Raw genomic sequence first — 11,870 nt, forward strand, 5'->3', positions numbered from 1 at the left:
CGTCTGTTGCAACCGATGTGCCGGTCCACCGCCGGCGCCCACCGACCGGGAGACACCGTGGATCGCGTCCAGCTCGCCAGCTTCCTGCGCACCCGGCCGCCGGTTCGCTGCCCGGCACCAGCCGCGGCTGAGGTGCGACCCCGGCGGCCCGGGACCCGCCGACCTCGGAGCCGGCGTCGTCGTCGACCGCCGGCCCGGTGTGCCTGTCGTCCTGGTCCCGGGCCGCTCGTCTGCCAGTCACGACGTTCATTGCACACCGGAGGGGGAGGCGGAACGGGCAGCTCGGACGCGTGTCGGCGACAAATCGGACCAACGGCCGGGGTGGTCGGCCCGGTCCGCCGGCCCGGCACCCCCTATTGGTTCGCGGGCGCCCGGCACGGGTCACTAGGCTTGCTGCTCATGAGTCACGTTCTCGCGGCAGTGGCCTGGCCGTACGCCAACGGCCCCCGCCACATCGGCCACGTCTCCGGTTTCGGCGTTCCCTCCGACGTCTTCGCCCGGTACATGCGGATGGCCGGCCACGACGTGCTCATGGTCTCCGGCACCGACGAGCACGGCACCCCGATCCAGGTGCAGGCCGACGCCGACGGGGTGACCCCGCGCGAGCTGGCCGACCGGTACAACAGGGTGATCGTGGAGGACCTGCACGGCCTCGGGCTGTCCTACGACCTGTTCACCCGCACCACCACCCGCAACCACTACGCGGTGGTGCAGGAGCTGTTCGAGGGGATGTACCGCAACGGCTACATCGTGCCGAAGACCACCATGGGCGCGATCTCCCCGTCCACCGGGCGCACCCTGCCCGACCGGTACATCGAGGGCACCTGCCCGATCTGCGGGTACGACAGCGCGCGCGGCGACCAGTGCGACAACTGCGGCAACCAGCTCGACCCGATCGACCTGATCGACCCGAAGTCGCGGATCAACGGGGAGACCCCGAAGTTCGTCGAGACCGAGCACTTCTTCCTGGACCTGCCCGCCCTGGCCGACGTGCTGCGGCAGTGGCTGGACACCCGGGACGGGTGGCGGCCCAACGTGCTGCGGTTCTCCCGCAACCTGCTCGACGACCTCCAGCCCCGGGCCATCACCCGGGACCTGGAGTGGGGCGTGCCGATCCCGCTGGACGACTGGCGGGACCGGCCCGACAAGCGGATCTACGTCTGGTTCGACGCGGTGATCGGCTACCTGTCCGCCTCGATCGAGTGGGCCCGCCGCTCCGGTGACCCGGAGGCCTGGCGGAAGTGGTGGTCCGCCGACGGTCAGGGTAAGGACGCCAGGTCCTACTACTTCATGGGCAAGGACAACATCGTCTTCCACTCGGTGATCTGGCCGGCGTTGCTCTCCGGCTACTCCGGCGAGGGCTCCCGCGACGGTGAGCCGGGCGGGCTGGGCCGGCTCAACCTGCCCACCGAGGTCGTCTCCAGCGAGTACCTGACCATGGAGGGGCGCAAGTTCTCCTCGTCCCGCAAGGTGGTCATCTACGTCCGGGACTTCCTGGAGCGCTACGACGCCGACGCGCTGCGCTACTTCATCGCCGCCGCCGGCCCGGAGAGCAACGACACCGACTTCACCTGGGCCGAGTTCCTCCGCCGCAACAACGACGAGCTGGTCGCCGGCTGGGGCAACCTGGTCAACCGGTCCGTCTCGATGGCGGCGAAGAACTTCGGGGCGATCCCGCCGGTCGACCCCGCGGGGCTCACCGAGGCCGACGAGGCCCTGCTCGCGGTGGCCCGCGCCGGTTTCGGCACGGTCGGCGACCTGATCGGCCGGCACCGGCAGAAGCAGGCGATCGGCGAGGCAATGAGGGTGGTCGCCGAGGCCAACAGGTACCTCAGCGAGCAGGCGCCGTGGAAGCTCAAGGGCGAGGCCGACAAGCCCCGCCAGGGCACCATCCTGCACGTCGCCCTCCAGGTGGTCAGCGACGCCAACACGCTGCTCACCCCGTTCCTGCCGCACTCCGCGCAGCAGGTCCACGAGCTGCTCGGCGGCACCGGCGTGCACGCGCCCATGCCGGTCATCGAGCAGGTCGACGACCTCGACGGCGGGCCGTCGTACCCGGTGCTGACCGGGGACTACACGGTCGGCGCGCGCTGGGAGTCGGTGCCGATCGAGGCGGGTCGGCCGCTGGCCGCGCCGAAGCCGGTGTTCCGCAAGCTCGACCCGTCGATCGTCGACGAGGAGCTGGCCCGGCTGGCTGGCTGACCGTACGGGGCCGCGCGGCGGGGCACACCGCACCGCCGCGCGGCGTCACATCGCGTACCGGGCGTCCATCACCTGGTCGTCGGTCACCTCGGCGCCCGGCGCCCAGGTCTCGTAGACGCCACGGTCGTGGCACTGCGCGCCGGTGGTGACCACCGCGTCCGGGTCGGGGAAGCGCAGCCGCAACCGCAGCCAGCCGGCCTCCTCGCGCAGCACCAGGCAGGGCACACCCCGCCACCGCGCGAACCGGAGCCGGCGGGCCACCGCGTCCACCGGGTAGCGGGCGGCCCGGGTCATCGCCAGCACCCGGAACCCGCCGGGCAGGTCCGCCACCGCCTCGTACTCGGTGTCGCCGTGCACGCCGACGAGCTGCGTGGAACGCGGCGCGTCCCCGGTCGGCACGTACTCCTGGTCGGGTGAGAGTCCGGGCACCGCGGACATCAGGTGCCGCCACTGCGGACCCACCATGCGCAGCCATCCCCGCTGCTCCGCCTGGTAGGTGTACAGCACCACCTCCACCCCCTCGCTCGGGTAGGCGAGCAGGGCCGCGTTCGCCGGCATCGGCAGGTCCGCGAAGTCCCGGGTGATGAACTCCGGGATGAGCTGACCGTTGCTCGGCACGAAACCCGTACCCAGCACCGGTGGGCCCAGCCGGTCCCGGGACGCCAACGCGGTCAGGCCACGGTGCGCCTCGCCGACCGGCACGTCGTAGTCGCCCGGGTCGGCGGCCCGCCACCGCAGCGCGTACGCCACGTCGGAGCCGTCCCGGCCGATCTCGCCGTCGGTGCGCAGCACCGTGGTCGCCGACGGCGTACGCAAATGCGCCACGTCGTGTTCCCGGTAGCAGAAGCCGTGCGGCAGCCAGCCCCGCACGTACCCGGCGAGCTGGCGGGCCGAGAGCGCCTTGACCATCCGGGTGCCCCGCCGTACGACTGCCGACGCGCGCGCCGCCACCAGCAGCGGGTCGCCGGCGGCGGACGGCTGCTGGCTGAGCTGGTGCAGGTGTTCCCAGCCCCGCTCCCGGTGCGCCGGCATCATCAGCGGTGTCTCCGGCTCCTCGGCCGGCGGCGTCGCCCCGTGCACGGCGGTCACCTCGGTGACGTGCACGAACCGGCGCCACGGCAGGGCGCTGCCGGGTCGGGGCGCCCACTCGAAGCCGGTCACCTCGTCGGCGCTGAACACCTCGTACGCGGCGCCCCGGGCGATCTCCTCGGCCGGGTACACGCCGCCGCCGAACGCCACGCGCAGCCCGGTGCGTTCACTGGCGGGACTGCTGAGCTCGCTCACGCGGCGACGCTAGAGTCGCGCGGCGTAGTCGAGGTGAACGCCGGGTGGCGGGCGGATGGACAGGCCTGGTGTGTGATGCTGTCGCTGATGAGCGAGCCGACTGAAACCCGCCGCGAGCGTGCCGCCCGGCGGGCCGGAGAGTTCCCACCCGCCCCCGAGCCACTGCCCCGGCCGGTGCTGGACAGCCACACCCACCTGGACATCACGGTGAGCGAGGCCGGCGTGCCCGGCGGCGGGCCGGCCGACGACCCGGTCGCCGCAGCGGTCGCGGTGGCCACCGCCGTCGGCGTGGACCGGCTGGTCCAGGTGGGCGTGGACGTCGCCTCCTCCCGGTGGGGCGCGGACGCCGCCGACGCGTACCCGGCGGTGCTGGCCACGGTGGCGCTGCACCCCAACGAGGCGCCCCGGCTGCCCGACCTCGACGAGGCGCTGCGCGAGATCGAGTCGTTGGCCGCCCGCGACCGGGTGCGGGGGATCGGCGAGACGGGGATGGACTTCTTCCGTACCGGCGACGAGGGACGCGCCGCGCAGGAGGCCAGCTTCCGGGCGCACATCGCCATCGCCAAGCGGTACGACAAGGCCCTGGTCATCCACGACCGGGACGCGCACGCGGACGTGCTGCGCATCCTCGACGACGAGGGCGCCCCGGACACGGTGGTGCTGCACTGCTTCTCCGGTGACGCCGAGTTCGCCCGCGAGTGCGTCCGCCGCGGCTACCTGCTCAGCTTCGCCGGCACCGTCACCTTCGCCAGCGCCACCGCGCTGCGCGAGGCCGCCGCGCTCACCCCGGTGGACCAGCTCCTGGTGGAGACCGACGCCCCCTACCTCACGCCGACGCCGCACCGGGGCCGGCCGAACGCCTCGTACCTGATCCCGCTGACCGTCCGGTCGCTCGCCGAGACCACCGGCACCGACCTGGACGAGCTGTGCGCGGCGATCTCGGCGACCGGCGACCGGGCCTTCGGCCCGTGGTGAGTCTCCTCGGCCCGGCGGAGATCCGGGAACTCGCCGCCCGCCTGGGCGTCGCGCCCACCAAGAAGCTGGGCCAGAACTTCGTGCACGACCCGAACACGGTGCGTCGGATCGTCACGGCCGCCGGGCTGACCCCCGACGACGTCGCCCTGGAGGTCGGCCCGGGTCTCGGCTCGCTGACCCTGGGGCTGCTGCCGGTCGCCGGGCACGTGCACGCCGTGGAGATCGACCCGGTGCTCGCCGGGGCGCTGCCGGAGACCGTGGCTCGGCACGCCGGCGCGGACGCCGGCCGGCTCACCGTGCACCGGGCCGACGCGCTGCGGATCGACGCCACCGAACTGGCCGACCCGGCGCCGACCGCGCTCGTCGCGAACCTGCCCTACAACGTCGCCGTGCCGGTGGTGCTGCACCTGCTCGCCACGCTGCCCAGCCTGCGGCACGGCCTGGTGATGGTGCAGAAGGAGGTCGCCGACCGGCTCGTCGCCGGTCCCGGCTCCAAGGTGTACGGCATCCCGTCGGTCAAGCTCGCCTGGTACGCCCAGGCCCGCGGCGCCGGCCGGGTCCCGCCGAACGTGTTCTGGCCGGTGCCCAACGTCGACTCCGGCCTGGTCGCCTTCACCTGTCACGAGCCGCCCCGCGCCGACGTACCCCGGGAGCGGGTCTTCGCCGTGGTGGACGCGGCGTTCGCGCAGCGCCGCAAGACCCTGCGCGCGGCGCTGGCCGGCTGGGCCGGCGGCGCGGACCGGGCCGCCGCCGCGCTCACCGGGGCGGGCGTCGACCCCGGGGCCCGGGGGGAGTCGCTGACCGTCGCGCAGTTCGCCGCCATCGCCGCGTCGGCTCCGGTCGGTACGCCGGCCGCGAAGTAGGCTGACGCCGTGCCCGCCGAGGACGCCGAGGAGCAGATCGTGGCCAAGCCGTTCGACATCCGCCTGCCCGTACGGGATGTCACCCCGTGACCGAGGCCTGGCGACCGGACGATGAGGACGAGCGACGCGGGGCCACCGGCCCGGTGCGGGTGCGGGTGCCCGCGAAGGTGAACCTGCACCTCGGGGTGGGTCCGCTGCGGCGGGACGGCTACCACGAGCTGAACACCGTCTACCACGCCATCTCCATCTACGACGAGCTGACCGCCCGGCGGGGCGACACGTTGGCGTTGACCATGGAGGGGGAGGGCACCGGCGAGCTGGCGCTTGACGACTCCAACCTGGTCATCCGTGCCGCGCACGCCCTCGCCGGGTACGCGGGGGTGCTCCCGCACGCCCGCCTGCACCTGCGCAAGCAGATCCCCCTCGCCGGTGGGCTTGCCGGTGGCAGCGCCGACGCGGCCGCCGCGCTGGTGGCCTGCGACGCGCTGTGGGGCACCGGACTGTCCCGGGACGAACTGGCCGGGATCGCCGCCGACCTCGGCTCCGACGTGCCGTTCCTGATCTACGGGGGCACCGCGCTGGGCACCGGTCGGGGCGAGGCGGTCAGCCCGGTGCTGGTCCGCCCGACGTCCTGGCACTGGGTGGTGGCCATCGCCGACGTCGGCCTGTCCACCCCGGCCGCGTACCGCGAATTGGACCGGCTGCGCGAGGCCGGCACCGCCGGTGCGCCGCTGGGCAGCACCGACGCCCTGCTGGGCGCGCTCCGCCAGCGGGATCCCCGGGTGCTCGCCCGCACGCTCGGCAACGACCTCCAGGACGCCGCGCTGGCCATGCGCCCCGCCCTGGCCGACACCCTCAAGGCCGGCGAGGCGGCGGGCGCGCTCACGGGCCTCGTCTCCGGCTCCGGCCCGACGTGTGTCTTCCTCGCCGCCGACGCGGCGAGCGCCGAGCGGATCGCCGCCGAGCTGACCAGCGCCGAGGTCTGCCGGGATGCCCGGGTCGCGCACGGCCCGGTCGCCGGCGCGCGGGTGGTCTGACGGCCCGTCCGGTCAGCCCGCCCGGGCGCGCGGCGCGGGTCACCGGGGTGCCCGCGTACCCTTGGGTCAGGCGTCCCGAGGTGCCCGCCGGCACCCGGACGCCTTGATCTTGAAGGGTGGAACGTGGCCAACATCGTCAATCTGGACCGGGTGTCCAAGGGGTACGGCGCCGCCGGGCGGCTGCTCACGGACGTCTCGCTCGGCTTGGACGACGCCGACCGGATCGGTGTGGTCGGCCTCAACGGTGCCGGCAAGTCCACCCTGCTGCGCCTGCTCACCAAGCAGGAGGAGCCCGACGACGGCCGGGTCACCCACCGCCGTGACCTGCGCGTGCTCTGGCTGCCGCAGCAACTCACCCTCGCCCCCGAGGCCACTGTCCGGGACGTCGTGCTCGGCACCGCCTGGCTCGGCGAGGGCATGGGCGCCGAGCACGAGTGGGCCGGCGACGCGGGCGTCCGCAACATCCTCGACGGCCTCGGCATGCCACACCTCGGCCTCGACCAGCCGGTCGGCCCGATGTCCGGTGGCGAGCGACGCCGGGTGGCGCTCGCCGCGCTGCTCGTCCGCGAATCCGACCTGCTCATCCTCGACGAGCCCACCAACCACCTCGACGTCGGTGGTGTCGACTGGCTGGCCCGGCACCTGGTCGGCCGCCGGGGCGCCCTGGTCGTCGTCACGCACGACAGGTGGTTCCTGGACGCGGTCTGCACCACCACCTGGGAGGTCGCCGACCAGACGGTCCGCGCGTACGAGGGCGGCTTCGCCGCCTGGACCCTCGCCCGCGCCGAACGTGAGCGCGTCGCCGCCGCCACCGAGGCCCGCCGACAGAACCTGCTCCGCAAGGAGATCGCCTGGCTGCGCCGTGGCCCGCCGGCCCGTACCTCCAAGCCCCAGTTCCGCATCGACGCCGCGAACGCCCTGATCGCCGACGTGCCGCCGGCCCGGGACACGATGTCGTTGCAGCGGATGGCGGTCTCGCGCCTGGGCAAGCAGGTGTACGAGTTGCAGGCCGTCGAGCTGCACGCCGGGCCGAAGGAGATCCTGCGCGACACCACGTGGCTGGTCGGTCCGGGCGACCGGATCGCCATCCTCGGCGCCAACGGCGCCGGCAAGACCACGCTGCTGCGGATGCTCGCCGGCATCACCCGCCCGGACGGTGGCCGCCTCAACACCGGCTCCACGGTGCGGCCCGCGTTCCTCTCCCAGGAACTCGCCGAACTGCCCGGTCACCTGCGGGTCCTGGAAGCCGTCGAGGAGGTCGCCCGCCGGGTGCAGCTCGGCGACCGGGAGGTCTCCGCTTCGCAGCTCGCCGAGGTGTTCGGCTTCGACGACCGCCGCCTCTGGACGCCGGTCAGCGACCTCTCCGGCGGTGAACGTCGCCGGTTGCAGATGCTGCGGCTGCTCGCCGGTGAACCGAACGTGCTGCTCTTCGACGAGCCCACGAACGACCTGGACACCGACACCCTCGCCTCGTTGGAGGACCTGCTCGACTCGTGGCCGGGCACGATCATTGTGGCCAGCCACGACCGCTACCTGATCGAGCGGGTCACCGACACCGCGTACGGGATGTTCGGCGACGGCCGGCTCGTGCACCTGCCGGGCGGCGTCGACGAGTACCTGGCCCGGACCGCGGAACGGGCCGGCTCTCCTCGGGCGGGCGTCACCTCGACCTCCGAGCCCGCTGTCTCCTCGGGGGGCGGCATGTCCGCCGCCGAGGTGCGTCAGGCCCGCAAGGAGCTGACCCGCCTGGAACGTCAGCTCGGCAAGCTCGACCAGCGTGAGGTCACCCTGCTCGACCAGCTCGCCGCCGACGCCACCGACTACGCCCGGGTCGCCGAACTGGACACCCAGCTCAAGGACCTGCGGGCCGAGCGGGAACGGATCGAGGAGACCTGGATGACCCTCGCCGAAGAGCTTCCCGAGAGCTGACCGGGCCGGGCGCGCCGGGCCGGGGGCCGTGTGCGGCGTCACACCGCCACATGCGGGACAATCGTCGGCGACACCTCACCCCACGGCGTTGGAGACTCAGACATGGCCCACACCCCCGTCAACCACCCCGCGCGGCCGATCTACCGGGCGATCGGCGGGCTGACCGGTCTGTACCTGGTGGTCTTCGGTGTGCTCGGCATCATCGCGAGCGCCGGCAACGAGGTCCTCGCGCAGGACGACACGAAGGTCCTCGGCCAGGGCACCAACCTCGGCTTCTCGCTGCTCAGCGTGCTGCTCGGGCTCATCGTGCTGGTCGGCACCGGGCTCGGCCGCAACATCGACGTGGCGATCAACCAGTGGCTGGCGTACGCCCTCATGGTGGTCGGCCTGGCCGGTCTCGCGTTCATCCGGACCGACGCGAACATCTTCAACTTCAGCATCACCACCGTGATCGTGGTGCTGTCGGCGGCTCTCGTGCTGCTCATGGTCGGCATGTACGGCAAGGTCGGGTCGGACGAGGAGGCGGATGCCTTCCAGAAGGCCCGCCTGGTGCTCTGAGGTTGCTGTTGCGGTTTTCGCCGGAGCCCGAGCTGCTCCGGGCGGTCAGGCTTGATCCCTGCGCAGCTCGGGCTCCGGCGAAACCTGACCTGGTCCGGCCATTCGGCGGGCCGCCTCGGCTTTGGGGTTCTTCGGACAGTTGGGTCTGCCCCGAGGGACAATCCTCCTGAATCGGTCAATTCAGGGGGTCTGGGTATGCCGCACTTTCCGGTGAACCATCCGGCTCGGCCGATCTACCGGGTCCTCGCCGGTCTGATCGGCGTCTACATCCTGGTCTTCGGAGTCTGGGGTGTCGCCGAGACGATCGGCGACCCGCTCTTCGACCGGGGCAGCCACTGGGCGCTCGGGCTGCGCACCAACCTGGCCTTCTCACTCGCCTCGGTGATCTTCGGCGTGGTCCTGATCGTCGGGGCGTCCCGGCGTACCAACCTCGGCCACTACATCAACCTCACCGCGGGCGTGGTGTTCCTGGTGACCAGCATCCTGATGATGTCCGTGCTCCAGACCGAGGCGAACTTCCTCAACTTCTCGATGTCGACGGTGGTCGTGTCGATGCTGTTCGGGTTGGTCCTGCTCGGCACCGGCCTGTACGACAAGGTGGGCCCCCCGGAACACGCCGAGGCGGAACTGGAACTGCGCAAGCACCCGGTGGCCGACTCCCACCGCCGGTGAACGGGGTCAGCCGCGCCGAGTGGTGATCAGCGTCGGCTTCGCCTCCAGGTGCGACAACCCGTTCCACGCCAGGTTCACCAGATGCGCCGCCACCGTCTCCTTGCGCGGCTTGCGGACCTCCAGCCACCAGCGGCCGGTCAACGCGACCATGCCCACCAGCGCCTGCGAGTACAGCTCGGCGAGCTTCGGGTCGTACCCGCGGCTCTTGAACTCGGCGCCCAGGATGTGTTCGACCTGGTGCGCCACGTCGTTCATCACGCTGCTGAAGTTGGCCGTGCCGGACATCAACGGCGACTCGCGGACCAGCACCCGGAACCCGCTGGTCTCTTCCTCGATGTAGCCCAGCAGCGCCAGCGCCGCCTGCTCCAGCAGCTCCCGCGGATGCCCGGCGGTCAACGCGGTGGTGATCCGGTCCAGCAGAGCCCGGACCTCCCGGTCCACCACCACCGCGTAGAGCCCCTCCTTGCCGCCGAAGTGCTCGTACACCACAGGCTTGGAGACCTTGGCGCGGGCCGCCACCTCCTCGATGGAGGTGGCGTCGAAACCCCGCTCGGCGAAGAGCTGTCGGCCGGTCGCGATCAACTGCTCCCGCCGCTGGGCCGCCGGCATGCGGACCCGGGAGGCTGGCTTGGGCTTCGGCGCCGGGACCGGCGGCGTCGCCCGGCCGTTGACACCGTCACTGACCTCGGACATGTCGCCGCCTCGCTGGCGCTTGGTGACGCCCTGCCGTGGGATGGTGCCTCCGTCGTGCCCGTTCACGTCGTCGCCTCACCGGCGGGCGGTCCAGCCGCCCTGCCTCGCCGTCCGACCGTACCCGGATCGGGTTCGGATCCCCGCCGGCCGAGTCGCCAGGTCCCCCCGCGACGCTCGGCCATCCGGCCATCCGGCCATCCGGCCATCCTGCCAGGCGGCCTCCCGGTGCACCGACCGGTTTACCGGGGTGCGACCGGCTTCACCAGCTTGGCCGCGAGACGCTCCGGCTTCGGCCAGCGCACCTGCGACGCCGCACCGAACTTCTCGAACAGCCAGATCACCCGGGCGGAGATGTCCACCTGACCGCGCAGCACGCCGTGCCGGGCGCTGGTCGGGTCCGCGTGGTGCAGGTTGTGCCAGCTCTCGCCGAAGGAGAGGATCGCCAGCGGCCAGAAGTTCGAGGCGCGGTCACCCTGACGCATCGCGAACGGGCGCTCGCCGTAGACGTGGCAGACCGAGTTGATCGCCCAGGTGACGTGGTGCAGCAGGCCGATCCGGACCAGCCCGGCCCAGAAGAACGCGGTGAGCGCGCCCTGCCACGACCAGGTGATCAGGCCGCCCATCAGCGCGGGGCCGAGCAGCGAGATGGCCACCAGCGCCGGGAAGAGTCGGTCCACCCGGCTGATGTCACGGTCGGCGATCAGGTCCGGTGCGAACCGCTGCCGGTTGGACAGCTCCCGCCGGAACAGCCAGCCCACGTGGGCGTGGAACAGGCCCCGGGTCAGCGCCCAGAAGCTGGTGCCGAAGCGCCACGGCGAGTGCGGGTCGCCCTCCAGATCGGAGAAGGCGTGGTGTCGACGGTGGTCGGCCACCCACTGGATGATCTCGCCCTGCACCGCGAGCGAACCGGCGACGGCCAGCGAGACGCGCAGCCAGCGCTTGGCCTTGAACGACCCGTGGGTGAAGTAGCGGTGGAAGCCGACCGTGATGCCGAGCCCGGAGACCACGTACCAGACCAGGCCGATGATCACGTCGGTCCAGCCCAGCCAGCCACCCCAGGCCACCGGGACGGCGACCAGAAGGGCCACGAAGGGAATCACCACGAACGCCCAGAGGGCGGCCAGGATCCCGGTGGACTGGCTGCCGTCGGTGAGCGGTTTCGGGCCGGAAGCGGCGGTGTTGGGCTCGAGCACGGTGGTCATGGAACCTCGCAGAGGGGGGAGAAGCGATCACGAAGCTACGCCTACGTCACCGTAACTTACGGCACCGTAGATCGCACGGGGAAGTTCCGATCGGCCCCGACAGGCCGTCCAAAGAACCAGGTCAAAAGCCTCTGGTGCGAGGCGGCCGGCGACGGCTCGTCCGCACCGGGACGCGTGACCGGACGCTGCCCGGGCGGGTGGAGCGGGGCGAGACGAAATGAGCGGTGGCGTCCGGCGTCAGGGGCGCTAAGGTGTAGCCCGGGATGCCCATCCCCTGACGCGACGCGCTCACGTCGATGATCGGCCGTGGTGTAATTGGCAACACCCGGGTCTTTGGTACCCGTATTTCAGGTTCGAACCCTGGCGGCCGAGCTGCCCCCAAAGTCCGTTTTAGGTTCTACTGGGGGTAAGAGGGAACCGTGCCGGGCCCCGTGGTTAGCATGGCCGCGAGAGTG

Annotated in this window: 10 protein-coding genes and 1 tRNA gene; 8 read left to right on the plus strand and 3 right to left on the minus strand. The window is 72.3% G+C overall.

What is annotated here, in order from left to right:
- Positions 1-399 precede the first annotated feature (399 nt).
- Positions 400-2,202, plus strand: coding sequence for a methionine--tRNA ligase (gene metG / locus ABZS77_RS04645; protein WP_354817221.1), 1,803 nt, complete (start codon positions 400-402; stop codon positions 2,200-2,202).
- Between the two features lie 45 nt (positions 2,203-2,247).
- Here the strand turns inward: metG and ABZS77_RS04650 are convergent, their stop codons facing one another.
- On the minus strand, positions 2,248-3,486 hold the full coding sequence (locus ABZS77_RS04650; RefSeq protein ID WP_354817224.1) for a hypothetical protein: 1,239 nt from the start codon (positions 3,484-3,486) through the stop codon (positions 2,248-2,250).
- A 75-nt stretch (positions 3,487-3,561) separates the two neighbouring features.
- Between ABZS77_RS04650 and ABZS77_RS04655 the strand changes: the two genes are divergently transcribed.
- From ABZS77_RS04655 to ABZS77_RS04680, 6 genes are all read left to right on the plus strand, one after another.
- Positions 3,562-4,461, plus strand: coding sequence for a TatD family hydrolase (locus ABZS77_RS04655; RefSeq protein ID WP_354817227.1), 900 nt, complete (start codon positions 3,562-3,564; stop codon positions 4,459-4,461).
- Positions 4,455-5,324, plus strand: a complete 870-nt coding sequence (rsmA, locus tag ABZS77_RS04660; RefSeq protein WP_354817230.1) for a 16S rRNA (adenine(1518)-N(6)/adenine(1519)-N(6))-dimethyltransferase RsmA — start codon at positions 4,455-4,457, stop codon at positions 5,322-5,324. Before ABZS77_RS04655 ends, rsmA begins: the two co-directional genes overlap by 7 nt.
- An 86-nt stretch (positions 5,325-5,410) precedes the next feature.
- On the plus strand, positions 5,411-6,361 hold the full coding sequence (locus ABZS77_RS04665) for a 4-(cytidine 5'-diphospho)-2-C-methyl-D-erythritol kinase (protein ID WP_354817233.1): 951 nt from the start codon (positions 5,411-5,413) through the stop codon (positions 6,359-6,361).
- A gap of 123 nt (positions 6,362-6,484) precedes the next feature.
- Positions 6,485-8,290, plus strand: a complete 1,806-nt coding sequence (locus ABZS77_RS04670) for an ABC-F family ATP-binding cassette domain-containing protein (protein WP_354817236.1) — start codon at positions 6,485-6,487, stop codon at positions 8,288-8,290.
- A gap of 102 nt (positions 8,291-8,392) precedes the next feature.
- Positions 8,393-8,848, plus strand: a complete 456-nt coding sequence (locus tag ABZS77_RS04675; RefSeq protein WP_354817239.1) for a DUF4383 domain-containing protein — start codon at positions 8,393-8,395, stop codon at positions 8,846-8,848.
- Positions 8,849-9,043: 195 nt separating this feature from the next.
- On the plus strand, positions 9,044-9,520 hold the full coding sequence (locus ABZS77_RS04680) for a DUF4383 domain-containing protein (protein ID WP_354817242.1): 477 nt from the start codon (positions 9,044-9,046) through the stop codon (positions 9,518-9,520).
- A 6-nt stretch (positions 9,521-9,526) separates the two neighbouring features.
- Here ABZS77_RS04680 and ABZS77_RS04685 read toward each other — a convergent pair whose 3' ends face one another.
- Both ABZS77_RS04685 and ABZS77_RS04690 read right to left on the minus strand, forming a co-directional pair.
- The gene (locus ABZS77_RS04685; RefSeq protein ID WP_354817244.1) at positions 9,527-10,213 is read right to left on the minus strand and encodes a TetR/AcrR family transcriptional regulator; all 687 of its coding nucleotides are present in this window, start codon (positions 10,211-10,213) and stop codon (positions 9,527-9,529) included.
- Between the two features lie 239 nt (positions 10,214-10,452).
- A complete protein-coding gene (locus ABZS77_RS04690; protein ID WP_354817247.1) occupies positions 10,453-11,415 on the minus strand; it encodes an acyl-CoA desaturase in 963 nt (320 codons plus the stop codon).
- A gap of 300 nt (positions 11,416-11,715) precedes the next feature.
- Between ABZS77_RS04690 and ABZS77_RS04695 the strand changes: the two genes are divergently transcribed.
- Positions 11,716-11,787: transfer RNA gene (locus tag ABZS77_RS04695), tRNA-Gln, on the plus strand.
- Positions 11,788-11,870: the final 83 nt, after the last annotated feature.

It is taken from the genome of Micromonospora sp. NPDC005298, from assembly GCF_040607375.1.
Classification (GTDB): domain Bacteria; phylum Actinomycetota; class Actinomycetes; order Mycobacteriales; family Micromonosporaceae; genus Micromonospora.

What these genes read in the sequence shown, in the direction of transcription:
- ABZS77_RS04675 (WP_354817239.1), top strand. Translation starts at nt 8,393, where the DNA reads ATGGCCCACACCCCCGTCAACCACCCCGCGCGGCCGATCTACCGGGCG.
- ABZS77_RS04655 (WP_354817227.1), top strand. Translation starts at nt 3,562, where the DNA reads ATGCTGTCGCTGATGAGCGAGCCGACTGAAACCCGCCGCGAGCGTGCC.
- ABZS77_RS04685 (WP_354817244.1), bottom strand. Translation starts at nt 10,213, where the DNA reads ATGTCCGAGGTCAGTGACGGTGTCAACGGCCGGGCGACGCCGCCGGTC.
- ABZS77_RS04680 (WP_354817242.1), top strand. Translation starts at nt 9,044, where the DNA reads ATGCCGCACTTTCCGGTGAACCATCCGGCTCGGCCGATCTACCGGGTC.
- ABZS77_RS04690 (WP_354817247.1), bottom strand. Translation starts at nt 11,415, where the DNA reads ATGACCACCGTGCTCGAGCCCAACACCGCCGCTTCCGGCCCGAAACCG.
- metG (WP_354817221.1), top strand. Translation starts at nt 400, where the DNA reads ATGAGTCACGTTCTCGCGGCAGTGGCCTGGCCGTACGCCAACGGCCCC.